The organism is Rhodoluna miladensis (SeqCode) (assembly GCF_965234705.1).
Lineage (GTDB): Bacteria > Actinomycetota > Actinomycetes > Actinomycetales > Microbacteriaceae > Rhodoluna > Rhodoluna miladensis.
Genome location: NZ_OZ248465.1, coordinates 856,080 through 882,053, shown reverse-complemented (window position 1 = coordinate 882,053; position 25,974 = coordinate 856,080). Strand labels below are relative to the sequence as shown.

General features: G+C 49.6%; 23 protein-coding genes and 2 tRNA genes. 18 read left to right on the top strand and 7 right to left on the bottom strand.

Annotated features, from left to right (window positions below):
- Window position 1 precedes the first annotated feature (1 nt).
- Window positions 2–1,003, bottom strand: coding sequence for an aldo/keto reductase (locus AC8GDC_RS04375; RefSeq protein ID WP_506557450.1), 1,002 nt, complete (start codon window positions 1,001–1,003; stop codon window positions 2–4).
- A gap of 23 nt (window positions 1,004–1,026) precedes the next feature.
- On the opposite strand from AC8GDC_RS04375, the gene msrA reads away from it, so the two are divergent.
- From msrA to ettA, 3 genes are all read left to right on the top strand, one after another.
- Entirely contained in the window at window positions 1,027–1,548 is a 522-nt protein-coding gene (gene msrA / locus AC8GDC_RS04370) for a peptide-methionine (S)-S-oxide reductase MsrA (RefSeq protein WP_506557449.1), read from the top strand.
- 95 nt (window positions 1,549–1,643) lie between these two features.
- Window positions 1,644–2,084 carry a single-stranded DNA-binding protein gene (locus AC8GDC_RS04365; RefSeq protein ID WP_506557448.1) on the top strand — a complete coding sequence of 147 codons (441 nt, stop codon included), beginning with the start codon at window positions 1,644–1,646 and terminating at the stop codon, window positions 2,082–2,084.
- A gap of 179 nt (window positions 2,085–2,263) precedes the next feature.
- A complete protein-coding gene (gene ettA / locus AC8GDC_RS04360; protein WP_506557447.1) occupies window positions 2,264–3,946 on the top strand; it encodes an energy-dependent translational throttle protein EttA in 1,683 nt (560 codons plus the stop codon).
- On the opposite strand, the gene AC8GDC_RS04355 is transcribed toward ettA, so the two are convergent.
- Window positions 3,918–4,841, bottom strand: coding sequence for an acyl-CoA thioesterase (locus AC8GDC_RS04355; RefSeq protein WP_506557446.1), 924 nt, complete (start codon window positions 4,839–4,841; stop codon window positions 3,918–3,920). The genes ettA and AC8GDC_RS04355 overlap by 29 nt on opposite strands.
- A gap of 56 nt (window positions 4,842–4,897) precedes the next feature.
- Between AC8GDC_RS04355 and AC8GDC_RS04350 the strand changes: the two genes are divergently transcribed.
- On the top strand, window positions 4,898–5,563 hold the full coding sequence (locus tag AC8GDC_RS04350) for a DUF8185 domain-containing protein (protein WP_506557445.1): 666 nt from the start codon (window positions 4,898–4,900) through the stop codon (window positions 5,561–5,563).
- On the opposite strand, the gene AC8GDC_RS04345 is transcribed toward AC8GDC_RS04350, so the two are convergent.
- Both AC8GDC_RS04345 and pepN read right to left on the bottom strand, forming a co-directional pair.
- Window positions 5,560–6,009: a globin gene (locus AC8GDC_RS04345; protein WP_506557444.1), complete on the bottom strand. Its 450-nt coding sequence runs from the start codon at window positions 6,007–6,009 to the stop codon at window positions 5,560–5,562. The two genes, AC8GDC_RS04350 and AC8GDC_RS04345, sit on opposite strands and share 4 nt — an antisense overlap.
- Window positions 6,010–6,021: 12 nt before the next feature.
- Window positions 6,022–8,571, bottom strand: a complete 2,550-nt coding sequence (gene pepN / locus AC8GDC_RS04340) for an aminopeptidase N (protein ID WP_506557443.1) — start codon at window positions 8,569–8,571, stop codon at window positions 6,022–6,024.
- A 73-nt stretch (window positions 8,572–8,644) separates the two neighbouring features.
- Here pepN and AC8GDC_RS04335 point away from each other — a divergent pair, with 73 nt between their 5' ends.
- From AC8GDC_RS04335 to AC8GDC_RS04320, 4 genes are read left to right on the top strand one after another with little or no spacing between them, the layout of a single operon-like run.
- Complete coding sequence (locus tag AC8GDC_RS04335; protein WP_506557442.1) at window positions 8,645–9,826, top strand: cation:proton antiporter; 1,182 nt, start codon at window positions 8,645–8,647, stop codon at window positions 9,824–9,826.
- Complete coding sequence (locus tag AC8GDC_RS04330; RefSeq protein ID WP_506557441.1) at window positions 9,823–10,296, top strand: ribose-5-phosphate isomerase; 474 nt, start codon at window positions 9,823–9,825, stop codon at window positions 10,294–10,296. The genes AC8GDC_RS04335 and AC8GDC_RS04330 overlap by 4 nt, the downstream gene beginning before the upstream one ends.
- A gap of 6 nt (window positions 10,297–10,302) precedes the next feature.
- Window positions 10,303–11,004: a DUF1648 domain-containing protein gene (locus AC8GDC_RS04325; protein ID WP_506557440.1), complete on the top strand. Its 702-nt coding sequence runs from the start codon at window positions 10,303–10,305 to the stop codon at window positions 11,002–11,004.
- 3 nt (window positions 11,005–11,007) lie between these two features.
- Window positions 11,008–11,808, top strand: a complete 801-nt coding sequence (locus tag AC8GDC_RS04320) for an Fpg/Nei family DNA glycosylase (RefSeq protein ID WP_506557439.1) — start codon at window positions 11,008–11,010, stop codon at window positions 11,806–11,808.
- A 1-nt stretch (window position 11,809) separates the two neighbouring features.
- Here AC8GDC_RS04320 and AC8GDC_RS04315 read toward each other — a convergent pair.
- Window positions 11,810–11,883 (bottom strand) — tRNA-Gly (locus AC8GDC_RS04315).
- Between the two features lie 77 nt (window positions 11,884–11,960).
- Between AC8GDC_RS04315 and AC8GDC_RS04310 the strand changes: the two genes are divergently transcribed.
- From AC8GDC_RS04310 to AC8GDC_RS04285, 6 genes are all read left to right on the top strand, one after another.
- A tRNA-Pro gene (locus AC8GDC_RS04310) sits at window positions 11,961–12,036 on the top strand.
- Between the two features lie 54 nt (window positions 12,037–12,090).
- A complete protein-coding gene (gene tig / locus AC8GDC_RS04305) occupies window positions 12,091–13,407 on the top strand; it encodes a trigger factor (protein WP_506557438.1) in 1,317 nt (438 codons plus the stop codon).
- A 102-nt stretch (window positions 13,408–13,509) separates the two neighbouring features.
- Window positions 13,510–14,091, top strand: coding sequence for an ATP-dependent Clp protease proteolytic subunit (locus tag AC8GDC_RS04300; protein WP_506557437.1), 582 nt, complete (start codon window positions 13,510–13,512; stop codon window positions 14,089–14,091).
- 14 nt (window positions 14,092–14,105) lie between these two features.
- The gene (locus tag AC8GDC_RS04295; protein ID WP_506557436.1) at window positions 14,106–14,750 is read left to right on the top strand and encodes an ATP-dependent Clp protease proteolytic subunit; all 645 of its coding nucleotides are present in this window, start codon (window positions 14,106–14,108) and stop codon (window positions 14,748–14,750) included.
- A gap of 54 nt (window positions 14,751–14,804) precedes the next feature.
- The gene (gene clpX / locus AC8GDC_RS04290; protein WP_506557435.1) at window positions 14,805–16,082 is read left to right on the top strand and encodes an ATP-dependent Clp protease ATP-binding subunit ClpX; all 1,278 of its coding nucleotides are present in this window, start codon (window positions 14,805–14,807) and stop codon (window positions 16,080–16,082) included.
- Window positions 16,083–16,085: 3 nt separating this feature from the next.
- Entirely contained in the window at window positions 16,086–17,279 is a 1,194-nt protein-coding gene (locus tag AC8GDC_RS04285) for a benzoate/H(+) symporter BenE family transporter (protein ID WP_506557434.1), read from the top strand.
- A gap of 12 nt (window positions 17,280–17,291) precedes the next feature.
- Here the strand turns inward: AC8GDC_RS04285 and valS are convergent, their stop codons facing one another.
- The gene (gene valS, locus AC8GDC_RS04280) at window positions 17,292–19,898 is read right to left on the bottom strand and encodes a valine--tRNA ligase (protein WP_506557433.1); all 2,607 of its coding nucleotides are present in this window, start codon (window positions 19,896–19,898) and stop codon (window positions 17,292–17,294) included.
- A gap of 82 nt (window positions 19,899–19,980) precedes the next feature.
- Here valS and ileS point away from each other — a divergent pair, with 82 nt between their 5' ends.
- Genes ileS through ndk form a run of 4 tightly spaced genes read left to right on the top strand, consistent with a single transcriptional unit; the run spans window position 19,981 to window position 25,325 of the window.
- Window positions 19,981–23,193, top strand: a complete 3,213-nt coding sequence (ileS, locus tag AC8GDC_RS04275) for an isoleucine--tRNA ligase (protein WP_506557432.1) — start codon at window positions 19,981–19,983, stop codon at window positions 23,191–23,193.
- Window positions 23,190–24,554, top strand: a complete 1,365-nt coding sequence (locus AC8GDC_RS04270) for a bifunctional folylpolyglutamate synthase/dihydrofolate synthase (RefSeq protein WP_506557431.1) — start codon at window positions 23,190–23,192, stop codon at window positions 24,552–24,554. Before ileS ends, AC8GDC_RS04270 begins: the two co-directional genes overlap by 4 nt.
- Window positions 24,544–24,915 (top strand): DUF4233 domain-containing protein, encoded by a 372-nt coding sequence (locus AC8GDC_RS04265; protein ID WP_506557430.1) that lies wholly within the window; start codon window positions 24,544–24,546, stop codon window positions 24,913–24,915. Before AC8GDC_RS04270 ends, AC8GDC_RS04265 begins: the two co-directional genes overlap by 11 nt.
- Window positions 24,912–25,325 carry a nucleoside-diphosphate kinase gene (gene ndk / locus AC8GDC_RS04260; RefSeq protein ID WP_506557429.1) on the top strand — a complete coding sequence of 138 codons (414 nt, stop codon included), beginning with the start codon at window positions 24,912–24,914 and terminating at the stop codon, window positions 25,323–25,325. The genes AC8GDC_RS04265 and ndk overlap by 4 nt, the downstream gene beginning before the upstream one ends.
- Here ndk and AC8GDC_RS04255 read toward each other — a convergent pair.
- Window positions 25,322–25,939 carry a vitamin K epoxide reductase family protein gene (locus AC8GDC_RS04255; protein WP_506557428.1) on the bottom strand — a complete coding sequence of 206 codons (618 nt, stop codon included), beginning with the start codon at window positions 25,937–25,939 and terminating at the stop codon, window positions 25,322–25,324. The two genes, ndk and AC8GDC_RS04255, sit on opposite strands and share 4 nt — an antisense overlap.
- Window positions 25,940–25,974: the final 35 nt, after the last annotated feature.

The window sequence follows — 25,974 nt, the reverse complement described above, 5'->3', positions numbered from 1 at the left end:
GTTAGACCAGACCGTTTCTGGCCTGGAGATCAATTTCGGCTAGTTCCTCAAGAGATAGTGGGTTTCCTGAGATGGCGGCGTGGTTTTGTTCGAGCTGCTTGACACTCGATGCCCCAATCAGAGCACTGGTGATAGTAGGTTGTCTAAGAACCCAAGCGATGGCTAGCTGTGCTAAAGACTGTCCGCGATTTGCAGCAATTTCATTCAGGTGCTTTGCCGCAGTTAGATACTCGTCGCTCACTTTCTGCTTTGTGAGGGCCTTACCTTTGGCAGCTCTGGAACCACGAGGCACCTTGCCATCAAGATAACGATCGGTGAGAAGACCCTGTGCCAGGGGAGAGAAAACAATGGAACCAACACCTAGTCGACCGAGAGTATCGAGCAATGAAGTTTCTGGGGTTCGAACAAACATCGAGTACTTGGGCTGATGAATAAGTAGCGGCACACCCATCCGATCTAGGATTTGCTTGGCTTGCTCGGTTTGCTGAGCGTCGTAGTTAGAGATTCCAACGTAAAGCGCTTTGCCGGATCGAACTGCCGAAGCCAGAGCCCCCATAGTTTCTTCCAATGGAGTTTCGGGATCAAACCGGTGAGAGTAAAAGATGTCAACGTATTCCAAGCCCATGCGATCAAGAGATTGATCAAGTGAGGCAAGCAGGTACTTTCTAGAACCCCAATTGCCGTAGGGGCCATCCCACATGTCGTACCCGGCTTTGGTCGAGATAATCATTTCGTCGCGATAGGGACGAAAGTCCTTATGCAGGTGATCTCCGAAGTTTTCTTCGGCTTCGCCGTAGGGAGGCCCGTAGTTATTTGCTAAATCGAAGTGAGTAATTCCAAGATCAAAGGCGCGGCGCAGCACTTTCCTTTGGTTTGCAAAGCTGTGGTCTGCGCCGAAGTTGTGCCAGAGCCCAAGCGACAATTCGGGAAGTAGCAGGCCTGATTTTCCGGTGCGTCGATACTTCATTTGTGCGTAGCGGTCATTGCTGGCTCGGAAATTCATAAACACAAGCCTAAGCTAGGGTCATGATCTCTTTTGTTCTCGGCGGTGGCTGCTTCTGGTGCCTAGATTCAAGCTTTATGCAGTTTCGAGGCATCCAGGACGTTGAAGTTGGCTATTCCGGAGGCCACACCGGAAACCCTGACTATGAAACCGTTTGCTCAGAGGCTACCGGTCATGCTGAAGTAGCGAGGGTGATCTTTGATGAGGATCAAATCCCAGCCGAGACTGTGTTGGATATTTTCTTTACTCTGCACGACCCAACTCAACTAAACCGCCAGGGAAACGATGTGGGCTCCAGCTACCGCAGCTGCATGTTTTTCGAAGACGACAATCAGAAACACCTCTTTGTTGAGGCAATTGAGCGAGCCAAGAAGGTTTGGGGGGATGGGATTGTTACAACAATTCAGCCGCTAGATAAGTTTTGGATGGGTGAAGAATATCATCAGGACTTCTTTGCCAAAAACCCAAATCAGGGTTACTGCAACTTTGTGGTCAAGCCCAAGATGGACAAGACCGCCAAGGCCTTCACTTCTTACCTGAAATGACTTTTCCACAGATTTCATTTGAACCAACACAGCCATTTTGTTGACTGAGATTCTTTTTACCTGATTAGACCAATCAGGTTGAAAGAAGGTAAGTAATGTCAGAAAGCTTCACGGTATCGGGCCTAGTGGCAACCACACCCCGGCACCTAGTCACTCAAGAGGGTTTGCCAATCACCTCATTTCGATTAGCTTCCTCTAAGCGTCGCTTCGATAGAACAAAGAAGATCTGGGTAGACGGGGAAACCAACTGGTTCACCATTAACTCATTCAGGCAGCTAGCAATAAACAGCGCATCCTCCATCTCCAAGGGAGATCGAATTGTGGTTTCTGGACGACTAAAGGTCCGCGATTGGGATAACGGAGAGCGAAGCGGCACTTCTGTTGAGATCGAAGCCGATTGCCTGGGCCACGATCTTGTTTGGGGTACTTCAGAGTTTTCTCGAACTGTCTTAGTCCGCGAAGACCCGGAGGATGACGAGCCTGAGGAAAACGAGCTGGATTCTGAAAGCGCACTTGTTGGAGCAAAAAGTCGATAACTAAGACTCGGCTGGGCATCTTCCCCCTAAGCGCCTAGTCGTAAGAGACCCTCTCTGCTCAATGTGTATATGAGACGAGGCCTTCTAAGAAGGACCAATCATTGTCGGATAAACTTATCCACAGCACGCTTGAGCAGAGAGGGTGTCATTTTTTTGACACCGACGAATGAGGAAATCTAATGGCCGAGTTTATTTACCAAATGATTAAAGCCCGCAAGGCACATGGCGACAAGCTCATCCTCGACGACGTGACACTGGCGTTTCTTCCTGGAGCAAAAATTGGTGTAGTTGGCCCAAACGGTTCTGGTAAATCCTCAGTGCTCAAGATTATGGCCGGGCTTGATTCTCCATCTAACGGCGAGGCTCGATTGAGCGAGGGGTTCACAGTTGGCATCTTGATGCAGGAGCCAAAACTAAATGAGGAAAAAACTGTTCTTGGAAACGTTGAAGAAGCAGTCCATCAAACCAAGGCCAAGCTTGATCGATTCAATGAAATCTCCGCGGAGCTTGCCAACCCGGATGCTGACTACGACACTCTTTTAGAAGAGATGGGTGTTCTTCAGGAACAAATTGATCACCTTGATGCGTGGGATTTAGATTCGCAGCTCGAACAAGCCATGGATGCATTGCGTTGTCCTCCAGGTGATACGCCGGTAGCTAATCTTTCCGGTGGAGAAAAGCGCCGCGTTGCACTTTGTAAATTACTTCTTGAAAAACCTGACCTTCTTCTACTTGACGAGCCAACTAACCATTTGGACGCAGAGAGCGTGCTTTGGCTTGAGCAGCACTTGGCTAAGTATCCAGGTGCGGTGCTAGCCGTAACACACGATAGGTACTTCCTAGACAACGTGGCGCAGTGGATCCTCGAGCTCGATCGAGGCAGGGCTTACCCATACGAGGGTAACTACTCGACTTATCTTGAGAAAAAACAAGAACGTTTAGAAGTGGCTGGCAAAAAAGATGCCAAGTTGGCCAAGCGCCTCTCCGATGAACTCGAATGGGTCAGATCTTCCTCAAAGGCAAGACAGACCAAATCGAAGGCTCGTCTTGCAAGGTATGAAGAGATGGCATCGGAAGCTGACAAGACCAGAAAGCTAGATTTTGAAGAGATTCAAATTCCACCTGGCCCAAGACTTGGAAGCATTGTCTTGGAAGCTAAATCTCTTGTCAAGAAATTTGGTGACCGCACGCTAATTTCTGATCTTTCCTTCACGCTTCCTAGAAATGGAATTGTTGGAGTTATCGGACCCAACGGTGTCGGTAAGTCAACTTTGTTCAAGATGATCATGGATGAAGAAAAGCTTGACGGTGGCGAACTGAAAATTGGTGAGACCGTGAAGATCTCATACGTCGATCAGTCCCGCTCCGGAATTGATCCTGACAAGAGTCTTTGGGAAGTAGTTTCTGGAGGACTTGATTACATCCAGGTTGGTCAAGTAGAAATGCCATCTCGGGCGTATGTTGCAGCCTTTGGTTTCAAGGGACCAGATCAGCAAAAACCTGCTGGAGTGCTTTCCGGTGGTGAAAGAAACCGCTTGAATCTTGCTTTGACATTGAAGCAGGGTGGAAACCTTCTTCTACTGGATGAGCCAACTAACGATCTAGATGTTGAAACTCTTGGTTCTTTAGAGAATGCTCTGTTGGAATTTCCAGGCTGCGCCGTGGTGATCACACACGATCGTTGGTTCTTGGACCGAGTTGCAACTCACATCTTGGCTTACGAAGGCACCGATGCTGATCCAGATAATTGGTACTGGTTCGAAGGAAACTTCGATTCTTATGAGGCAAACAAGATTGAGCGTCTAGGCCCTGAGGCTGCCAAGCCTCATCGTTCTACCTACCGAAGACTGACAAGAGACTAGAAATCGGTCCATCAGGAACTCGGACCATACCTTCCTGAGCAACCGTTGCCAGTAGGACTCCGTCTCTGCTGAAAATCTTTCCAATTGCTAAGCCGCGGCTGTTTTGAGCGGCCGGGGATTCTTGAACGTAGAGCATCCAGTCATCTACTTTTGCTGGAGCATGAAACCACATCGCGTGATCTAGGCTTGCGGTTTTCAGTCCCGGTTTGGCCCAAGAGATTTTGTGCCGGCGGTAAATGCTTTCTAGAAGTGTGAAATCTGATGCGTAGGCAAGTGCTGCTTGGTGCAGGGTCTGAGACGCTGGCAAGGTTCCAATGGCCTTTAGCCAAACAGCTTGGTGGGCTACCGCTTCACCCTTTACTTCGAAGTAGATCGGCGATTGAACATGTCGTAAATCGAACGGTCTAGCTTTAGCCCAGTACTGTGCAACTGGATGTGGGATTGCTCCAAGAACTTCTGCAGCCGAGGGAAGATCTTCTGGCTGAGTCATTCCTGCCGGCATTTGTTCGTGGTGGGTGAGACCTGGGTTCTCAGACTGAAAAGAGGCAATCATTGAAAAGATCGGCTCACCTTTTTGGTAAGCCTGAACTCTTCTTGTTGAGAAAGATCTTCCGTCCCTTAGCCGATCCACTGAAAAGGTAATTGGAAGATCGATATCACCTGGTCGCAAGAAGTATCCGTGTAGTGAGTGAAGTACTCGCTCTGGGTCGACGGTTCTGGTTGCAGCCACGTGGCATTGCGCCAGCACTTGACCGCCGAAGACTCGTCCGTGTGGCATCCACTGTGATGGACCAATAAAGATATCCTCTTTAGTTCTTGCTCCGCCGGCATCTTTGATATCCAGCGCGAATATCAAATCGGCTAGTGGATCTTCGGGTGGCTGCACCTTGCTCACTGAAATCGGTGTCCTAACTTGAGGGGATAGCTTTCAGGGGTAAGTTTAGTTCTCTAATGAAAAACACCTTCCAGCTTCTTGATGAGCAAACTGCTCTGGACCTAAAGTCCTACCTAACCAGGGCTAAGAAGATGGACCAGAAGGGCACAGTTCGCCTGAGAGCATTTGGAACTTTGCTGACCGCCTACGTTGCGCCGCTGTTTCCAGCTGCAATTTTGGATGATGGACCCACAGTCTTAGGGCTTCGCACAATGGAGCTCAAGTCGGAAGCAGAGATCAACATCCTGGTTCCTATCCAGGCTGTTTTGGATCGAATCGCCTTTGAACTCGAGAAGCCAGTCAGTGACGAGCGCTTTGTTTTTGACATGGCTTCAACCGAGCGAGTTCCCTGGGCTGGAGTATCACCACCGAGAACCGGTTGGGTTGAAGCTGGAGTGCTTCGCGAAGAGCTTCTAACCAACACCGCCAAAAAGGGAATCACTGAAGTTGCCGAAACAATCCCGGAGTCAGTAGGGGGACCGATTGCCGCTCGAATTCGCGCAGAGGTTTGGGGCAGGGCTATCGATGTTGAATCCAAGGTTCCTGCAGGAGCGGCGTTTGCTGCGGCAGGACTTGGGTTTTTAGTCAAAGACCAAGACGTGCCAATTTTTCATTCCCAGGGTTGGGTCAGGCTTTCAACCGAGTTTGGTCATGTGCTTTCTAAGGAAGCAAAACACTTCTAATCTTCGAAGCTGTTTAGCATCGCGGTAGCAGCACGATCTAAGTATCCCCAGAGCTCAGCTTGGTGCATGGGGGCAAGCGCAAGAGAGTCAACCGCGGCCTTCATGTGAAAAAGCCAACGCTCCCTGGCCAAAGGATTGATTTTGATTGGGGAGTGCCTCATACGGAGTCTTGGGTGGCCACGAGTTTCTTGGTAGGTGGTTGGACCACCCCAATACTGCTCAAGAAACATCCTTAGTCTCTCGGCAGCCGGACCCAAGTCATCTTCTGGATACATCGGTCGCAAAACATCATCGGTTGCTACACCTTCATAGAACTTGTCAGTTAGTTTCTTGAAAGTAGCGCTACCGCCGATTAGTTCAAAGAAGTTTCCACCAACTCGTTCACCGGAAAGACCCTTAATGCGTACGGTCTCTACCCGTGCTGCGTCTTCAAACTCTTCAGTCATTTGCTTATTTGGCTAGCTTTTCTTGTCAGTGCTTTGGGCACTCAATGCTCGCTGCACGTTCGCGAGGTTTTCTACAATTATTCGCTTCAGCGCCGGCTTGGAAGCAAGCTCAGGATTTTTCAAGAACTGCTCGGTTTGATTGGCCAGGGCCTGGTTAACAATGGCAAGGGGGTAGAGATTTACCAGCAAGTACTCAGCCATGTGATAGCTCTTGTTTTCCCAGATTGAAAGCACCTTTGAGAAGTACTGATCCACAAATGGCTCGAGCACGGCAGTATCCAAAACTCGACCAAATGCCAAACTGGCGGAATTCACAAGTGCGTTGCTCATCTGATCGGTGTCAACAAGTTTGTGGAAGATATCTTGCTTGGATTTTAGATCCGGCATTGCAGCCACAGCTGCGGCGTGAGCTTTTTGGCCGTTGGCAGTATTGTCAGCTTCTAGCTCAACGTCGATGCGTTCCTTAGTGACCTTTCCTCCAACTGAAAGGGCGGTCAATAGCTCCCAGCGAAGATCGGTATCGATTTCCAGGCCATCCATTTGAGTTTTGCCACTTAGTAGATCGGCAACTGTTGTTAGCTGCTTATCACTTCTTGCAAACTGGGCAAAGAACTTCACAAACTGAAGCTGAGCATCGGATCCGGCCTGGGCGTTCTGAGCGAGCTTCCATAACCCGTCTGCAACTTTCAGCTGGGATTCCAGTCTGTACTCTGGTGCAACATACAAATTCGCAACCGTTAGCAGCTGCCTAAGGCACGTCATCATCGTGGTGGATTCGGTCTCATTTGCGATGTGCGCTAGAACTAAATCAATAAATGCGCGTCCTGATTTCTCGCCATCCCTAGTTGCATCCCAGGCTGATCCCCAAACCAGGGCCCGTGCTAGCGGATCTTCAATGGAGGATAGCTTCGCCAAAGCAGTTGCCCAGGAAGTTTCGTCAAGTCTGATTTTCGCGTAGGTCAGATCATCATCATTGAGCAAGATCAGGTCGGGGCGCTTTTTGCCCGCTAGTTCAGGAACTACGGTCTTTGCGCCTTGAACGTCTAGTTCCACTCTTTCAGTGCGGACTAGCTTGCCACCGACTTCGTTGTAAAATCCAACTGCGAGACGATGCGGTCTTAGGTACGGGTAGTCGGCAATGGCGGACTGCTGAATTGAGAAGGAAGAAATTGTTCCATCTTTTTCTTCAATTTCGGCCCGAAGCAGATTTACTCCTGCAGTTTCCAACCACAGCTTGGACCACTCGGATAGTTCTCTTCCGCTTTCGGCCTCGAGTTCTTTGAGCAGATCTGAAAGCTCAGTGTTTTGATACGCGTGCTTTTTGAAGTAAGCAGAGACACCTCGCATGAAAGGCTCTTGTCCTACCCAAGCAACGAGCTGCTTTAGGACAGATGCTCCCTTTGCATATGTGATTCCATCGAAATTCACTTGGACATCTTCTAGGTCATTAATCTCTGCAACGATTGGGTGAGTCGATGGAAGTTGGTCCTGGCGGTAAGCCCAAGCCTTTTCTAAAGATGCGAAGGTAGCCCAGGCTCCGTGCCACTCGGTGGCTTCCTGGGTTGCCAGTGTTGAAGCGTATTCGGCAAAGGATTCATTTAGCCAAAGATCGTTCCACCAGCGCATTGTCACTAGATCGCCAAACCACATGTGTGCTAGTTCGTGCAAGATAGTCACCACTCGACGCTCACGGGTGGCATCTGTGACCTTGGATCTAAAGACGTAGGTTTCGGTGAAAGTCACCGCACCAGCGTTTTCCATCGCGCCGGCGTTGAACTCAGGGACAAAGAGCTGGTCGTACTTCTCGAATGGGTAGGCAACCCCAAACTGAGACTCAAAGAAAACGAATCCCTGCTTGGTCTTGTCAAAAATGTATTCGGCATCCAAGTGCTCAAACAGTGATTTTCGGCAAAACACTCCAAGTGGAACCACTTTGCCAGAGCTTGAAACAAGCTCGTCGTTGACCTCAACGTAAGGTCCTGCCACAAGTGCGGTGATGTAGCTAGAAATGCGTGGCGTCGGTTCGAAGTTCCAAACCGAGACTCCCTCGCGAAGCTCATGTGGTTCTGGGGTGGGGGAGTTAGAAATAACCTTCCAGTAGCTAGGGGCAGTGATATTGAAAGAAAAGGTAGCTTTTAGATCTGGCTGCTCGAAGACCGCAAACATTCTTCTCGAGTCAGGCACCTCAAACTGGGTATAAAGGTAAATTTCTTGATCGACAGGATCTACAAAGCGGTGCAGACCTTCACCGGTATTGGTGTATTTACCCTGGGCAACAATAACTAGTTCGTTCTCTTTTTCCAAAGTTGGAAGCTGAATGCGGATACCATCTGAAACTTCGGCTGGCTGAAGTACCTTGCCATTTAGTACCACCGAGTGAACTGCACCGGTTATGGCATCAATGAATGTTGATGAGCCCTCTTTGGCACTGAAGCGCACCCTAGTGGTTGAGCCAAAAAGCTCAGCTCCTTGAGTTAGATCAATCTCTACTGAATAGCTTTGAACGCTAACGATGCTTGCACGCTCGATAGCTTCTTTTCTTGTGAGGTTTTCTCCGGGCACGAGGGGGTGACCTTTCTGGCTGGTATTGCTTCAAAGCCTAACTGGGAGCCAGAGTGTGTGAAACAATGACCTTGTGATTGAACCAGTAATGGCCTTGGGGGCTTCCGCCGAAACGGCGTCGACGCTAACTGAGATTGGTGCGCTGTTGCTGGGGCTTGGAATCATCGCTTTCGTAGCAGCCAAGATTCGCTTTTCCGTTGTACCTATCTATCTACTCGTTGGTTTAGTTGTTGGCCAGGGGGGCTTTGGACTTATCAGCTTGAGTCAAGACTTTCTCGATATTGGTGCACAAATTGGCGCAATTTTGTTGCTACTGCTACTTGGGCTCGAGCACTCCGCACCTGATCTAGCCAAAGCCTTCAAGGAAAGAAAATCAGCTGGCTTTTTTGACGTGGCAGTGAACTTTATTCCCGGCGCCGCTCTGGCGCTTTTGTTTGGCTGGGGACCGCTTGCCGCACTTGCTCTTGGCGGAATCAGTTACGTCTCATCTTCTGGAATCGCATCAGAACTGATACGTGAATCCGGCTGGAGGCGCTCTGAGCTTTCAAAACGTATCGTGACAATTTTGGTATTTGAAGACTTAGCTCTTGCTCCGTACTTGCCACTTCTTACCTCGCTAGTGCTTGGTCTATCGGCACTGACAGGTTTGATCTCGGTATCGTTTGCTTTGATTATCACCGGAATCATTTTGATCATTTCCTACCGAGGCACTGCTCAGTGGTCGAGAATCCTCAACCCCGACGTTCCAAGCGCTCTTCTGCTTACTGTTTTTGGCTCCGCGCTGCTAGCAGCTGGTGTTGCAGGCTTGGCAGGTTTTTCTGGAGCTGTAGCAGCATTTCTGGTTGGACTACTTCTAACTGGCGAGGTTGCCAACACCGTTCGAGGTCGGCTGGGATCTCTTAGGGATCTGTTTGCTGCAATCTTCTTTTTATTCTTCGGTCTTTCAACAGATTTTGTAGACCTGATTGAAGTGTTCCCTGCTGTTGCCGTTCTGGTTTTGGTTGGAGTCGCAGGCAAGTTTGCCGTTGGCTGGTGGATTGCTAAAGACATGAACGATAAGTCCATGTGGATTAGGGCCGGAGCTTTTTTGACCCCTCGCGGGGAGTTTTCGATGGTCATTGCGGCTATCGCTGGACCGGTGGTTCTGTCAGTTAGTCTTCAGGCAATAACGTTGAGCTACGTATTTCTAACGGCGATTATTGGCTCTTTGGTCATACGTTTTATTAGAAGCGGATTCGACAGGGAGAGCAAATGAGAATTCACATCGCAACCGATCACGCGGGGCTTGAAACCAGCCACTTTCTGATTGATTCGCTAACCGCAGCAGGTCATGACGTTTTTGATCACGGACCAAAATCTTTTGATCCACTCGATGACTACCCGGGCTTTTGTATAAATGCAGCGCTTGCGGTGATTGCCGATCAGCAAGCCGGTGTTCAGGCTCTGGGTGTTGTGCTCGGCGGTTCGGGAAACGGCGAGCAGATGGCTGCCAATAAAGTTGCCGGAATCCGTGCGGCCCTGGTTTGGAACCAGGACACTGCAAAGCTAGCCCGATCACACAATGACGCCAACGTCATTGCGGTTGGAGCAAGGCAGCACTCCAAAGAAGAAGTGCTCGAGCTCATTCAACTTTTTATCCAAGAGCCCTTTAGTGGCGATGAACGTCACTCCAGACGCATCGGCAAAATTGCAACTTACGAACAAACCGGAGAAGTGCAGCTTTAGATGCTATTGAGCTTTTCGAGAATAAACAGGGTTTTTCTAATACCGGCATCTGCAGCACTGTTTCTGGGATGGGTTTCTTTCCTGATTGCCTCGGGTGCGCTTCCTGACCCAGTTGCAATTCATTGGGGAATTACTGGCCAAGCCGACGGATTTATCTCTCGTGATTCCTACATGTTGGTTGTAGCGCCAGCAATATTGATTCCTTTAGCTCTACAGATTTTGTTTCATTGGCTACAGAGAAAATCGCCTTTGATTCGGAAGTTCGTGAATGCCGTTTTTTCAATCATCTATTGGATGCTATTTGTGATTATGTTCTCTGCAACTGCTACTCAAGTTGGCACGTTAGATTCAGCCCAATCGAGCTTTCCAGTTTCTATGATCGTCTTGTTACTGGTCCTAATTCCGTTGAGCCTTTGGTTCTCCCTGGCATTTCCTTCAATTGAAATTGGAAATGAGTTGGTGGTTAGGCTTCGAGGAATAAAGGTCTTAAGCATTCCCATGAAGGATGTTAAATCTGTCGAGACAGCTTCGATGAACGCCTGGAATTTTGGAGGGCTTGGCATCCGGGTGTCGGGTAGAACCCTTGCTTTTATTCCAAGCAAGGGCGAAGGTGTTGTGTTCAGTTTGCACACCGGCGAGAAGATAGCAATCAGAAGCAAACAAGCATCCGAGGTTTCAAAACTTGCGTTAGCAAAGCTTGGTGGCTAAAAAGTGCCCGAGGGCCATTCCATTCACCGCGTTGCTAATACCTTTAGAAACGAATACTTAGGCTCCAAGGTCAAGATACTTTCACCCCAGGGACGCTTTGAATCTGACGCAAAGCTGGTGTCGGGACGAAAGCTCATGGAATCTACAGCTGTTGGTAAGCAATTGTTTCTGGGGTTTGATAACGACCTCACGATTCGTATCCATCTCGGGATTTATGGAAAGTGGAACTTCTATCAAGTTCCAATTGCCAAGGCGCCAGATATCTGGGGCCAGGTTCGGGCTCGCTTTGGAGTAAGCACAGCCTCGGCAGATCTTCGAGGCCCAACCGTATGTGAAGTCATTGATCAAGATGGCGTGAATCTGGTTCTAAAAAGGCTTGGCCCAGACCCATTGAATCCTGACCCAAAGGGTTTGGAGATTCTGAGGTTTGTTTCAAAGGTGAAAAACTCTAAAGTCCCAATTGGCGCAGCGCTTATGAATCAGGCAGTTATCAGCGGCATCGGAAACGTTTATCGCGCTGAGTTGTTGTTTCGAGCTGGTCTGAACCCAACAACACCTGGGGAGAAGATCAAAGAGAGCGCACTTATTGAAATCTGGGATGACGCGGTGAAGCTGATGAGGATCGGAGTCAAAACCGGCATGATGCTCACCCGCGATGATCACCAAAGTGGCCGGGTGTTGGTGAAAGATCGATACTTTGTATATAAGCGCGAAGGTCTGGAATGCAGGGTGTGCAATAAGAAGGTAGCGATGGAGGAGTTTTTGGCTAGAAAGCTCTATTGGTGCCCTAAGTGCCAGAGGTGATTGGAGCGGGTGACGGGAATCGAACCCGCGCCATCAGTTTGGAAAACTGAGGCTCTACCATTGAGCTACACCCGCGAACGCTGTTCGCAGCGCCTCTATTCTATGGGATAGACTAACCGAGGTTGTTGAAGGTGTAAAAGCCATCAATCCACCGGGGTGTAGCGTAGTGGCTAGCGCGCCTGCTTTGGGAGCAGGATATCGCAGGTTCGAGTCCTGTCACCCCGACCACAAAAACATAAACGCTCTGCCCATTATGCAAGGGCTTACACCCAGGAGATTAGTTTGAAGACCAAAGTCGATCGCATTAATCCAACTCGCGTAAAGCTCAACATCGAAGTCACTCCAGAAGAGTTCAAGCCTTCTCTTGATCATGCCTACGAGCACATCGCTGAGCAGGTCAATGTCCCAGGATTTAGAAAAGGCAAAATCCCAGCCGCGATTTTGGATCAGCGAGTTGGTCGCCCAGCTATTTTGGCCCACGCCATCAACGACGGTCTCGACAGTATCTACAAAAAGGCCCTAGAAGAAGCCAAACTGCGCCCTCTTGGCCAGCCACAAGCCGACGTGAAGTCCTCACCGGACGAGAAGACATTCCAGGGAAACCTAGTTGTTGAAATTGAGGTCGAGGTAAGACCAGAGATCAAGTTGCCTAGCTACAAAGGTATAAAGGTAGAAGTTGACACCATTAAAGTTGCGGGCAAAGAAGTTGAGGAAGAACTAGATGCTCTTCGCGCTCGCTTTGGAACTCTAAAGACAGTTGAGCGCGCAGCCAAGAAGGGTGATTTTGTAGCAATCGACCTGAGCGCAGCCATCGAAGGCAAAGAAATTGACTCAGCGGAGAACATCTCCTACGAAGTTGGTTCCGGGAATCTACTTGACGGTATCGATGAGGCAATTGATACTTTGACCGCCGGTGAGACCACAATTTTCCGCTCCAAGCTAGTTGGCGGTGACATGGCCGGAGTTGAGGCTGAAGTCACGGTCAAGGTGATCGCCGTAAAAGAGCGCGAGCTTCCAGCAGCCGATGATGCTTTTGCAAAAATGGCAAGCCAGTTCGATACCTTGAAAGAGCTCAAGGACGACATTGAGACTCAGATTGCCAAAGCCAAGACTTTCTCTCAAGGTGCGCAGGCAAGAAATGTTTTGACAGACAACCTTCTAAAGCTTGTCGATGTTCAAGTTTCTAAGGCAACTATTGAATCTGATGTTCACCGCCACTTAGAAGGCGAAGGCAGATTGCAAGATGACAAGCACCGTGCCGAGGTCACTGAGGAATCTGAGAAGTCTTTCAAGGTTCAGATGTTGCTTGATGAAATTGCCGAAGCTGAGAAGGTAAAAGTCAACGAGCAGGAGCTAATGCAGTACCTGGTTATGAGTAGCCAGAACTACGGCATGGACCCGAACGAATTCATCGAGACCATAAGTAAAAACGGTCAGGTGCCGGCATTCGTTGGAGAGGTCTCAAGACGCAAGGCCCTGCACGCGGTTTTGTCTGAGGCGGTAGTCACCGATAAGGCAGGAGCTATCGTGGATCTAACTGAGTTTCTAAAGGGCACAGCTACTCCAGAGCAGTCCCACGCTGGCCACGACCACGACTAAGACACACGCTTTATTGCCCTCGGCGAACAAGGCCGATTCTTGGCATTTTTGGAAGTATCTTTGTTCCAGATAGGCCCCACCAAAACTAGGAGCAAGCTACAAATGGCAGAAAAAGCTATGGACAAGTTCTCAACCGTTGAGCGGTTGCTTAAGGACAGAATCATCTGGCTTGGAAGCGAAGTAAGAGATGACAACGCAAATGATATTTGTGCAAAGATCCTCTTCCTAGCAGCGGAAGATTCCACCAAGGACATTTATCTGTACATCAACTCACCTGGTGGATCAATCACTGCCGGTATGGCCATTTATGACACCATGCAGTACGTACCTAACGACATTGTGACCGTTGGAATTGGTATGGCAGCTTCCATGGGACAGTTCCTGCTATCTTCCGGAACAAAGGGCAAGCGCTACGCAACCCCAAACACTCGGGTACTTCTTCACCAGCCACTAGGTGGCTTCGGTGGAACTGCATCCGACATTCAGACTCAAGCCGAACTGATTATGTCCATGAAACGTCAGCTAGCTCAGATCACCGCTGACCAGACTGGAAAGACTCTCGAGCAGATCATGGCTGATGGCGACCGCGACCGTTGGTTCACCGCTGCCGAAGCACTCGAGTACGGATTCATTGACCACATTCAGGCATCTGCTGGCGTCGCCACCGGTGTTGGAAACAAGTAGGAAGTAGCTCCCAATTGTCTATTGATCTTTCAAAGTTGAGTCCAGAAGCTCGCTACATTCTTCCAAGCTTCGAAGAGCGCACCTCTTATGGTTTCAAGCGCCAGGACCCTTACAACAAGCTGTTTGAAGACAGAATTGTTTTCCTAGGTGTTCAAGTTGATGACGCATCAGCCGATGACGTAATGGCGCAGCTACTGGTGCTAGAAAGCCAGGATCCAGATCGCGATATCACCATGTACATCAACTCACCTGGTGGCTCCTTTACTGCGATGACTGCAATCTACGACACCATGCAGTACATCCGTCCGCACATTCAAACCGTTTGCCTAGGTCAAGCTGCATCAGCCGCAGCAGTTCTTCTCGCCGCTGGTTCTCCTGGTAAACGTCTTGCTCTTCCTAATGCTCGAATTTTGATTCACCAGCCAGCTACCGGAGACTCAGGTCGGGGACAAGCTTCGGATATTGAGATTCAGGCCAAAGAGATTATGCGCTTGCGCGAATGGCTTGAGGCAACTTTGTCCAAGCACTCGAACCGCAGCATTCCAGAAGTGAACAAGGACATCGATCGCGACAAGATTTTGACCGCCGATGAGGCTCTTGAGTACGGACTTATTGACCAGGTCCTCACTTCTCGCAAGAATCCGCTACCTGCCAAGTAAATACTGGGGGCAACCTAACCTTGATTGTCGGGGCTTGGTAATAGGGTTTTATCTATGACAAAACTCAGTGAGTCTGGCGACCTACTTAAGTGTTCTTTCTGCGGAAAGAGCCAGAAGCAGGTTCGCAAGCTAATTGCCGGTCCAGGTGTTTACATCTGCGACGAGTGCATCGAGCTTTGCAACGAAATCATTGAGGAAGAACTCGGCGCAGCTGCCACTAAAGAGTTTGAAGACATCGAACTTCCAAAGCCAAAAGAAATCTATGGCTATTTGGATGAGTACGTTATCGGTCAAGACAAAGCCAAGAAAGTTCTCTCGGTTGCCGTTTATAACCACTACAAACGAATTCGCTCGGTAGGCACATTAACTGCTGCCGGTAAAGAGCACGATGCAATTGAGATTGCCAAGTCTAATATTTTAATGATTGGTCCAACCGGTTGCGGTAAGACCTACCTGGCTCAGACTTTGGCTAAGCGCCTAAATGTTCCATTTGCAGTAGCTGACGCAACAGCGCTCACAGAAGCTGGCTACGTTGGAGAAGACGTAGAGAACATTTTGCTGAAGTTATTGCAGGCAGCTGACTTTGACGTCAAGCGCGCTGAGCAGGGCATTATCTACATCGACGAAATTGACAAGATCTCTCGCAAAGCCGAGAATCCTTCCATTACCCGAGATGTTTCTGGTGAAGGTGTCCAGCAAGCACTGTTGAAAATTCTTGAGGGTACCATTGCTTCGGTTCCACCGCAGGGCGGAAGAAAGCACCCTCAACAGGAATTCATCCAGATTGACACCACAAATGTGCTGTTTATCGTTGCAGGTGCCTTTGCAGGTCTAGAGGAGATCATTTCTAACCGGTCTGGAAAGCGCGGAATTGGATTTGGAAATGAAGTCCGTGCTCACGGCATCGACCCAGACATCTTCAATGATGTGCAGTCAGAAGACCTACGTAAATTTGGCTTAATTCCTGAATTCATCGGAAGATTGCCGGTTATTGCAACCGTTGAGCCACTTGACCGTGCAGCTTTAATGGATATCTTGACAGTTCCAAAAAACGCTTTGACCAAGCAGTACCAGAGAATGTTTGAGCTGGATGGTTTCGAGTTGGAGTTTGACAAACCGGCTCTTGAGCTGATGGCGGATCTAGCCATCGAGAGAGAAACCGGAGCTCGAGGACTGCGAGCAATCCTGGAAAACATTTTGGGTCCAATCATGTTCGAGATTCCAACTATGGAAACTCAAGGAATTGTAAAGATCACCAAGGATGTAGTACTTGGCAACAAGGAAGCTCAAATTGTCGCCTTCAAGAAGTCAGCCCAAGAAAAGTCCGCTTAGTAAATGAGCTCTGCGGCAACGCGCAAGCCTGAACTAAAAGCCCCAATAATCGCAGGATTTGTTGCATCCGTTTCAGGATCCGCAGCCACTTTCGGAATCGCAATCGCCGGGCTCTTGGCGATGGGTGCAACCAGAGAACAAACCTCCACTGCGATTTTTGTTTTGCTGTTTGGTTATGGACTTCTATCGACTGTGCTGAGCTACCGATACAAAATGCCAATCTCAATTGTTTGGTCAACACCCGGAGCTGCATTTCTCGCAGCCTCGGCTGGCCTGGGACTGGAATTCGAACAAGCAATTGGCGGATTCTTTCTCTCAGGAGTACTTCTGACCATCACAGGTTTTTGGCCGGCTCTTGCAAGGCTGGTTCAGCGAATTCCGGCTGCGATTGCATCAGCCATGCTGGCTGGAATCTTGTTCACCTTCGTCATAAGTACCGTTCGAGCTTCTGTTGATTATCCGCTTTTGGTCCTGCCATTTGTTTTGGTTTGGTTTTTGCTCAACCGTATTTCGCCAGTTTGGGCAACGCCGATTACTATTGTGTTGGCTTTCGGGCTCATCAACGCTCAGGTTGGAACCAGCTGGCTCGAGGGGGCGAGCTTGTTCCCGAGCTTTGATGTTGTTATACCTGCCTTCGAATTAGTTCCGATGTTCTCGATTGGAATTCCGCTGTATCTGATAACCATGGCATCTCAGAATCTGCCTGGCACAGCCATAATGAAGGGCTTCGGATACATCCTTCCAGTTCGCGCCGTTCTTGGATCAACCGGCATTGCAACTGTGGTTGCTTCATTCTTTGGAGGATTCGGAATGAACCTGGCAGCCATCACCGCAGCCATTAACGCGAACGAGCAAGCAGCGAAAGATCCCGCTCGAAGATGGGTAGCATCTTTCGTCGGTGGACTCGTCTATTGGCTATTTGCCATTGGAGCAGGTTTTTTTGCGGCCTTCGTGTTGGCAGTTCCAACAGAACTATTGCTAGCGGTTGTGGGAATCGCGTTGCTCCCAAGCTTTGTCTCTGCCATTGGAGTTTCCCTAGAAGACAAAGAACTTCGTTTGCCAGCAGCGATTACGTTCGTGGTTGGCGCTACAGGAATAAGTGTGTTTGGAATAGGCGGTGCATTCTGGGCGCTGGTTGCCGGAATGCTGGTTCTGGCTTGGCAGCGCTTACCGCTGCCCAAGTTAGGTCGCGGCTGAAACTAGTAGTAGCTAGTTTTCTGGCTTGAATGAAACGTTCGAGATAGCCAGTACGTCCCCAGCTACAAAGGAAATCTTCTCAATCTTTCCGACCGAACGCAGGTCTGATTCCAGCTGTTTGAGCTCCTGGAGCCTCTCTTCTGGTGCGCTGATTGTTAGAGAAGTTATCTCAGCTTTCATCGAAAGCTGCTGGTCAGATTTCGCCTTGCGAACACCCATCAGAGCATCTGAAGCAGTTTTGAGCATGGAAGCTGATTGACCCTGAGTGAAGCCTTCTAGCTCGGAGGCTAGCGGCCAGGTGGTGCGGTGAATACTTCCTTCTTGCCACCAGCTCCAAGCCTCTTCAGTTGCGAAAGGGATGAACGGCGCCAGCAAACGCAGTTGAGTGTGAAGGGAAATACGAAGAGCTAGCACTGCCGAGGCCTGAGCCTCTGGCGATGTGTCTTGACCGTAGGCGCGTTCTTTTACTAGCTCTAGGTAGTCATCAGTGAAGTTCCAGAAGAAAGTCTCGGTCAGCTCCAGAGCCTTGGTGTGGTCGTATGATTCGAATGCTTTTCCAGCCTGGATAACAACTTCTGACAAAGCGCTCAGCATTGCGCGGTCAATTGGCTCGGTAACTTCTTTTGAGTCAGAGGTGGCTTCAAATGAAAGAACAAACTTTGCAGCGTTTAGAACCTTGATTGCAAGGCGCCTACCGACTTTCATTTGCCCTACGTCAAAGGCGGCGTCGGTACCAAGTCTTGCCGAGGAAGCCCAGTAGCGAACCGCGTCGGAGCCGTGCTCATCTAGCAGATCGTTTGGAACTACGACGTTGCCTTTGGATTTAGACATCTTCTTGCGATCTGGATCGAGAATCCAACCCGAAAGAGCAGCGTCTGACCAGGGCAGCACGCCTTCTTCTTGGAATGAGCGCAGCACGGTTGAGAATAACCAGGTACGAATGATGTCTTGACCTTGAGGTCTCAGATCAAACGGGAAGACCTTGGCGTACTTTTCAGGATCAGAAATCCAGCCACCAGCTAGTTGAGGAGTCAAAGAAGAAGTCGCCCAGGTGTCCATGATGTCGACTTCGCCGATAAAGCCATTTGGCTTCCCGCGCTGATCTTCTGTGAAGCCAGAAGGGCATTGGCTGGAGGGGTCTACAGGCAAGCTTTGGACATCAGGCGTAATAACTTTTTCGAAGTCTGGGTTTCCGTCGGCATCAAGCTGATACCAAACTGGAATTGGAACACCAAAGAATCGCTGCCTTGAAATCAACCAGTCACCGGTTAGACCGTTGACCCAGTTCTCAAAACGAACCCGCATGAAATCAGGGTGGAACTTGAGGGTCTTTCCAAGCTCAATTAGCTTTTGCCGCAGTACTTGGTCGCGACCACCGTTTCGGATGTACCACTGGCGAGTCGATACAATCTCCAGCGGCTTGTCGCCTTTTTCAAAAAACTTTACCGGGTGAGTGATTGGCTTTGGTTCGCCAACCATGTCACCGGAGGCCTGCAGTAGCTCGACGATTGTCTGCTTTGCCGAGAAGACAGTCTTTCCAGCTAGCTGAGCAAAAATGTCTTTACCTTTGGCATCGCTGATCACTTCCGGTGCCTCGGAAACAATTCGGCCATCCCAGCCCAGGATTGCACGGTTAGGAAGATCAAGTTCGCGCCACCAGATTACGTCGGTCACGTCACCGAAGGTACAGATCATTGCGATTCCAGAACCCTTGTCTTTCTGAGCAAGGTGGTGAGCCAGCACTGGAACCTCAACGCCAAACAGTGGAGTTTTTACGGTCTTGCCAAACATCGGCTGGTAGCGCTCATCGTCGGGGTGTGCAACAAGTGCTACACAGGCAGGGATTAGTTCAGGTCTAGTAGTTTCAATAAAGATTTTTCCATCCGGACCGTCAAAACCAATGCGGTGGTAAGCACCTGGCTGATCACGATCTTCTAACTCCGCTTGAGCTACTGCAGTTCTAAAGGTCACGTCCCAGAGAGTCGGCGCCATAGCCTGGTAGGCCTCGCCACGTGAGAGGTTGTTTAGAAAGGCTTTTTGCGAAACCGCCTGAGCATCCGGGGAAATAGTTTGGTAGGTCTGAGACCAGTCGATGGACAAACCAAGCTGACGCCATAGAGCTTCAAAGTGCTTCTCATCTTCGAGGGTCAGCTTTTCGCAAAGCTCAATGAAGTTTCTTCTCGAAATTGGAATCTGATCGGCTGCCTTGGAAGATTTTCCGTCGCCGCCTTCAAAAGGAGGAACGAAGTCTTTTTGGTAGGCAAGTGTTGGATCGCAGCGGACTCCGTAGAAGTTTTGAACGCGACGCTCGGTAGGTAAACCGTTGTCGTCCCAACCCATCGGGTAGTACACCTCTTTACCTAGCATGCGCTGGTATCTGGCAATCAAATCGGTGTGGGTATAGCTAAAGACGTGACCTACGTGCAGAGAGCCCGAAACCGTAGGAGGAGGAGTGTCAATTGAATAGATATTTGCCTTGGCTGCAGATTTATCAAAGCTATAAGTGGCTGAAGCATCCCAGCTTGGACCCCACTTAGCTTCGAGACCCTCTACCCCTACCTTGTCAGGGGTGGTTGCGGCTCGGACAAAGCTCACACCGGGCAGTTGCTGATTATTCAAAGGTCAAAGTCTCCATAAATGGGGGTCGTTACAGGTTAACATTGTCAGAGATTCCCTAACGCATAAGCCCAGAAAGCTAAAAATGTATCCCCTGAACTCGGCCGGTAAGGCAGTTGGCGTGAACCCGAGTCCTAGCTTTCCTGATATTGAGAAGGAAATCCTCGAATACTGGGACAAAGAGGGCACTTTTCAGGAGTCCATTGATCAACGAAAAGCTCAAGGCGCTGAGGAATTCGTCTTCTATGACGGCCCACCTTTTGCCAACGGCCTGCCTCACTACGGACACCTTCTTACCGGTTACACCAAGGACTTAGTTCCAAGGTTCAAAACCATGCAGGGCTATCGCGTTGAGCGCCGCTTTGGCTGGGACACCCATGGTCTTCCTGCCGAAGTTGAGGCCGAGCGCCAGCTGGGTATTTCCGGCAGACCAGAGATTGAAAAGTACGGGGTTGATAAGTTCAACGCTTACTGCAAGACCTCGGTTCTGAAATACACCGAGGACTGGAGAGCGTATGTCACAAGGCAAGCTCGCTGGGTTGATTTTGAAAACGACTACAAGACCCTTGATACCAATTACACCGAGAGCGTTATCTGGGCATTCAAGGAGCTTTACAAAAAGGGCCTGATTTACGAAGGCTTCAAAGTCCTGGCGTACTGCTGGAGATGTGAAACCCCACTTTCCAACCACGAGCTTCGGATGGACGACGAGGTTTACAAAACTCGCCAGGACCAATCCGTCACCGTCACCTTTCCAATCATCGACGGCGATCTGGCTGGAGTTCGCATGTTGGCTTGGACAACTACTCCATGGACTCTTCCAACTAACTTCGCGCTCGCGGTAGGACCCGAGATTTCCTACGGAGTTGTTGCAGCTGGACCTAACGGCGCAGCCGACGGCGGGGATTCCAAAACCAAGTATCTAATTGCAGCATCGCTGCTTGGCGCCTACGCCAAAGACTTGGGCTACGAAGATGCCGAGTCTGCTATTGCTGCAACCGAGAAAACAATTTTAGGTAAGGACCTGGGCGGAATTCGCTACACCCGAATCTTTGATTACTACGCCGACGAAACAAAATTCGATACCAAAAATGCCTGGCAGGTTCTGGTTGGCGACTACGTCGCAGACAACGAAGGAACTGGAATTGTTCACCAAGCCCCGGCCTACGGTGAAGATGACCAGAGGCTTTGTGAGGAAGCCGGCATACCTGTTTATGTCTCTGTCAATGAGCGCGGTCAGTTCAACTCCGTGGTTTCAGACTTTGAAGGCCAGCATGTTTTTGATGCCAACAAGCCAATAACTCAGAAGCTAAAAGCAGAGGGCAGGTTGCTGCGTCAGGCTAGCTACGAGCATCCATACCCACACTGCTACCGCTGCAAGAACCCCCTGATTTACAAGGCAGTTTCGTCTTGGTTTGTGGAAACTACAAAAGTCAAAGACCGCATGCTTGAGCTAAACCAGCAGATCGAATGGACTCCTTCGCACACTAGAGACGGGTCATTTGGAAAGTGGCTCGAAAATGTGCGCGATTGGGCCATTAGCCGAAACCGATTCTGGGGTGCGCCGATTCCGGTCTGGAAATCTGATGACCCTAATTACCCACGCATTGATGTTTACGGATCGCTTGAAGAGCTAGAGAAAGATTTTGGAAAGGCTCCGGAGGATTTCCACCGGCCATTTATCGACCAACTAACCAGACCAAACCCTGATGACCCAACCGGTAAATCAACTATGCGACGTGTTCCAGAAGTTTTGGATTGCTGGTTTGAGTCGGGTTCTATGCCGTTTGCGCAGGTGCACTACCCATTCGAAAATCGTGATTGGTTTGAAACGCACAACCCAGGCGATTTCATCGTTGAGTACGTAGGGCAGACCAGGGGATGGTTCTACACTCTTCACGTTCTAGCTACAGCGCTGTTTGATCGCCCAGCTTTCAAGTCAGCGATTTCTCACGGAATCGTTCTTGGAAACGACGGCCAGAAGATGTCAAAGTCGCTGCGCAACTACCCAGATGTATACGAAGTGTTCGATCGTGACGGTTCCGACGCTATGCGATGGTTCTTGATGTCTAGCCCAATTCTTCGCGGCGGAAACTTGATTGTCACCGAACAGGGTATTCGTGAAGGGGTAAGGCAAGTTCTGCTGCCGCTTTGGAACACCTGGTACTTCTTCTCCCTCTATGCCAACGCTTCGAACTACAAGGCCAAATACTCGGTATCAAGCACGGACGTGCTTGATAGGTACTTACTCGCCAAAACGCGCGATCTAATCACGCAAGTTGAAGCTGATCTTAATCAGTATGATTCCTACGCTGCATCGGCGAGACTTCGTGATTTCAGCGATGTTCTCACCAACTGGTATGTCCGTCGTTCAAGGGATCGTTTCTGGGCCGGCAACGAAGAGGCTTTCGACACTCTTTATACAGTTCTAGAACAAGTAACCCGAGTTGTTGCCCCGCTACTTCCAATGGTCGCAGATGAAATTTGGCGTGGCCTTACTGGTGGCAAGAGCGTTCACCTGGAATCCTGGCCGGATGCCAGCAAGCTGTCTTACGACCAGGACCTTGTCACTGCAATGGATCAAGTTCGAACCGTCAGCTCAGTATCTCTTGGACTCAGAAAGACCAATGGCTTGCGCGTTCGTCTGCCGCTTTCAAAGCTAACCGTTGTCACTACTGGTGCAGCAAAACTTCTCGACTTTGCAGGAATCATCGCTGAAGAGCTAAACGTGAAAGATGTTGAGCTTGTTGAATTGGCTGTTGAATCAACTAAGGAATTTGGTGTTGAGAAGCAGCTCACCGTAAATTCAAGAGCTCTGGGTCCAAGACTTGGAAAGCAAGTTCAGGAAATCATCCAAGCGGCCAAAGCTGGAAACTGGGAGCAAAGCGGCGAGAGCGTTTCCGTGAACGGCGTAGCTCTTGAACAAGGCGAATACGAAATCAGCCTGGTTGCCAAGGACGAGTCAAGTGAAGAGAAGCTAATTGGAATTTTGCCTGGCGGAGGATTTGTGATTTTGAATCGCGTTGTCACCCCAGAGCTAGCTGCCGAAGGTTTGGCTAGAGATGTTATTCGTGCAATTCAGCAAGCCCGAAAGGATGCTGACTTTGACGTCTCTGATCGAATCAAGACAGTTTTGTCTGGCGACGCTTTCGTGGTGGCTGCAATTTCGGCTCACGAGGAACTTGTAAAAAGCGAAACCTTGACTCTTGAGCTTTCCTTGCTGGAGTCAGCTTCCTTGTCAAATCCAGTACCAGTTGGTGAGTCACAGCAGGTTCAAATTGCGGTGACCAAGCTTTGAGTCAAGAAGCCAGAGACGAAAAATACTGGGCATCACAGTCAGACATAGTTTTAGAAAAACTACTGCTTCGCATTCCTGAAAACAAAATTCGTCCAAGGCTTGAGCCAACCAGACGCGCAGTTGAACTTCTTGGAGACCCCCAGCGCTCGTACCGAGTGATTCACGTCACCGGTACCAACGGCAAGACTTCGACCACCAGATTTATTGAGCGCATCCTGCGCGAACACGGCCTTAGAACCGGACGCTTCACCTCTCCTCATCTGGTCCGACTTAATGAGCGCATGGCCCTTGATGGGGAGCCTGTAAGCGACGAGCAGCTGATCAGCGTCTACTCCGACATCGAGCCAATCCTTGAATTTGTTGATCAAGAATTAGCTGATTCAGGGGAGAACCCCCTCACGTTCTTTGAGGCGTTAGCAGTCCTTGGATTTGCTGTCTTTGCCGATGCTCCGGTTGATGTTCTGGTTCTAGAAGTTGGAATGGGTGGCGCCTGGGACTCAACGAATGTTGCAGATGGAGACGTTGCCGTTTTTACTCCAATCGGACTTGATCACATGGATCGATTGGGCAACACCCTGGAAGAAATTGCTGACACCAAATCAGGCATCATCAAGCCAGGCAGTGTCGTTGTTAGCTCAGTTCAAGAACGCGGTGTGCTTGCAGTTCTAGAAAATGCTGCCAAACAAAAAGCTGAGGCTTTCAAGTTAGAGGGCCGCGATTTTGAAGTAAGTGAGTTTCTACCTAGTTCAACCGGCCAATCAATTTCGATCTCTGGATTGGCGGGTTCTTACGGCCCTTATCAGGCTCCCGTTTTTGGTTCTCATCAGGGTCAGAATTTAGCTATTGCAGTTGCTGCCGTCGAAGCTTTCCTGGGTGGGGGACAACTTCAGATTGCTGACGACATTTTGCGCTCGGCAATATCTGATGTGTCATCTCCTGGGCGGCTCCAGTTGATTAGAACTGAGCCAAATCTTTTGCTCGATGGAGCCCACAACCCAGCCGGTGCATTGATTCTTGCGCAAGCTTTGCGCGCTGAATTTTCAGAAAAGCCACTAGTTGGAGTAATTGCAGTTTTAGCCGACAAGGATGCCTCAGGCCTGTTTTCAAATCTGGCTGGAGTATTCGAAAGCGTGATAATAACTCAGTCTTCGTCACCTAGATCCATGCCGGCAGCAGAGCTGGAATCCCTAGCTAAAGATGGCTTGGGTCAAGAAGTTGAGAGTATTTCGGATTTCAAATTAGCTCTTGAGCGCGCAAAGCAAAGGGCTTTAGAAATTGATGGCATGGTTGTGGTCACAGGGTCGATTACCTTAGTAGGAGACGTCATCAAACTAATCCAGGAGGATTCCGATGAGGAATAGAACCACAAAGGCAACTCTTGGTTCGCTCGTAATGGTTTTCCAATCCGTCGTAGTCTTCTTTGCAACCCTGGTTGGCTTTGGACTTCAGGTTTATCCCGAACCAGCTGTGATCTGGGGCGTTGGTTTAGGCCTTGCTGTAATCCTGATGATTTTTCCTGCATTTTTGGGAAAGCCAGGGACTTACACTCTTGGCTGGATTCTTCAAGGAGTAGTAGTTTCATTGGGTATCTGGGTGCCACTGATGTTTGGGCTCGGAGCAGTTTTTCTAGCAATGTGGGCCTGGGGAATGATTGCCGGTGGCACAATTGATAAAGCTCGAGCAGCAAAAAGTAAACTTGATTCAGAAAGCGGCACAAAATGAAAGAGCAGACACTCGTTCTAGTAAAGCCCGATGGCGTTGCCAGATCCCTGACCGGAGAGATCATTCGTCGGATTGAGCAAAAGGGCTATCAAGTGACCGGCCTGAAGATGCTCACTCCAACCCCGGCTCAACTAGCCGCTCATTACGCTGAGCACGAAGGTAAGCCTTTTTACGCGCCGCTAATTGAGTTCATGTCTTCTGGTCCAATAGTTGCTTTGCGCGTTGAAGGCGAGCGAGTTATCGAGGGTTTTAGATCATTGGCCGGAACAACCGACCCAACCACTGCCGCACCTGGAACCATCAGGGGAGATCTTGGACGTGACTGGGGTCAGAAGGTTCAGAAGAACTTAGTTCACGGTTCTGACTCGGTCGAGTCGGCACAGCGCGAGCTTGGAATCTGGTTTAGCTAAAGCAGGCTTGGCCACAAATCCCAAAAGCGCCAAATGGTGGCAGTAAACATCGCGCCAAAGGTTGTAAAAGAAAATAACCAGTGCCAGTCATAGGCGGCGACAAAAAAGCCAACGGTCTTTAGCGGAACAGGGACAATACCCTCTCTTGCCGAGAACAAGAACTGCTTCCAGAACATTGGGATCATTCCGGTCCAGGCAACCATGCAATATGGGCACAAGGCTCCTATTACAAACAAACTTTGACTAAATAGCCAGGCCACAAACAAGAAGCCGCCAACCATTCCAAGGGTGAAAAGTAGCCAGAACCATTTAGCAAATTTGGCACCGGCAAGGATTGCAAAACCAATCAGGATAGGTACCACAAAGACGGCTAACCCAATTAAGGAGTTTGGAAAACCCAGAAGTGAAGCTTGCTCGGTGAGCATCACGGACTTGCAAGAAATGAATGGGCTAATGTCACAGCTCAATACCGCGTCCGGGTTAGCGGCAACATTAAGCCGCTCAATTGTTAGAGCTAGGGCTCCGATCCAACCGATTGCACCGCCGGTGATTAGCATCCAGGCCAGCGATATGCTTCCACCGATTAGGGGTTTTTGACTGGTTTCAACACTCATAATTCAAGTATTCCACGGCGATTCAGCCCGATTTG